Raw genomic sequence first — 1,292 nt, forward strand, 5'->3', positions numbered from 1 at the left:
GGCCAGGGCAGCGACCCAGAACGTCGTCAGGCCGGGGCTGCTGGCAAGAACCAGGGAACTGACAAGCGCCACGACGCCGATCGCCGCGATGGCAAGGCGATAATCGATGCGCGCCTCGAACGCGGTCGCCGTCATCGCCCCCAGGACCTGCACCGCGAGGCTGGCCGAGACGATCAGGCCGACGGTGCGGCCATCGATGCCGTATTGCGCGCCTAGCGGCTCCAGAAAAGCCCAGACCGCGCCGAAGAACATGAAGTAGCAGAAGACCGACAGCAGCGCGGTCATCGAGGGAACCGTCAGCACATTGGCCAGATTCTCTTCCTTGGGCAGGTCGGCATAGTCACCGGGCACGGTGAAAGCGACCGCCAGCGACACGACGCAGACGACGGCAAGAACGATGAAGCCACCCGCCGACCCTGCGGCCGGGATGACATAGAGCGCCAGCAACAGGGCGAGCGCGCATTGCGCCAGCGTCTGCATGGTGACGAAATAGCCGCCGATGCGCTCGGCACGCCGCGAGCGGGCGATCAGTTCGGTGGCGATGGCGACCAGACCGCCCTCGGCGAGCCCGGCAAGGGCGCGGGCCGCAATCAGCATGTTGGCGCTCGCGGCATAGGCCGTCCACACATTGGCCAGCGCCAGCAGCAGCAGAAGGACGGCACTTTTCCAGCGCATATTGTGGGCCGAAAGCAGCATCGCCACGACGGCCGAACCGATGGCAATGGCGATCATCTCGGCGGTGGCGACCAGCGCCAGTTCGTCGCCGCTGACATGGCCTTCGGTGTAGAGAGCTCCGAGCAGCACCGGCTGCAGGCCGAGGATGAGCAGGCCGACCGAACCGATCCACAGGGCCGAGGCGAGCTGCCAGCCGGTCGGATTGCCGACCAGCCAGTCGCCACTGCCTGCGTGGCCGATATCTGTCGAAGCCAAAGGCGCCTCCCCAACGTCCTTGCCGCGCGGCAAAAAAGCTGACAACCTGTCAGTATTTCAGAAACTGATACTTGATCATATTTCTTGTCAACCGGAATCTAAAAACCGTGCGAAAGATCGGTGCATGACGGAATTGAAGAGAATGGCGACCGAGCCGAGGCGCAAGCCCAAGCAGGAACGCAGCCGCGAGCGCATCGACGCGATCCTGTCGACGACCATGCGGCTGATCGGGGAAAAGGGTATCGACGCCGTCACTATGAAGGAGGTCGGCATGCTGGCGGGCGGGCCAATCGCCACCGTCTACCACTACTTTCCCAACAAATCGGCGATCCTGGCGATGCTCTATGAGCGGTTTTCAGAGG

2 protein-coding genes are annotated in these 1,292 nt (G+C 63.7%); one reads left to right on the plus strand and one right to left on the minus strand.

Annotation, left to right across the window (positions count from 1 at the left end; translation table 11 throughout):
* Positions 1-930 (minus strand): MFS transporter (locus tag EN969_RS31480; protein ID WP_127419754.1); only part of this gene is annotated, 930 nt, incomplete at its 3' end.
* A 124-nt stretch (positions 931-1,054) separates the two neighbouring features.
* Between EN969_RS31480 and EN969_RS31485 the strand changes: the two genes are divergently transcribed.
* On the plus strand, positions 1,055-1,292 hold a 238-nt coding region (locus tag EN969_RS31485), incomplete at its 3' end, for a helix-turn-helix domain-containing protein (protein WP_164758685.1).

It is taken from the genome of Mesorhizobium sp. M7A.F.Ca.CA.003.01.2.1, from assembly GCF_003998945.1.
Lineage (GTDB): Bacteria > Pseudomonadota > Alphaproteobacteria > Rhizobiales > Rhizobiaceae > Mesorhizobium > Mesorhizobium ciceri.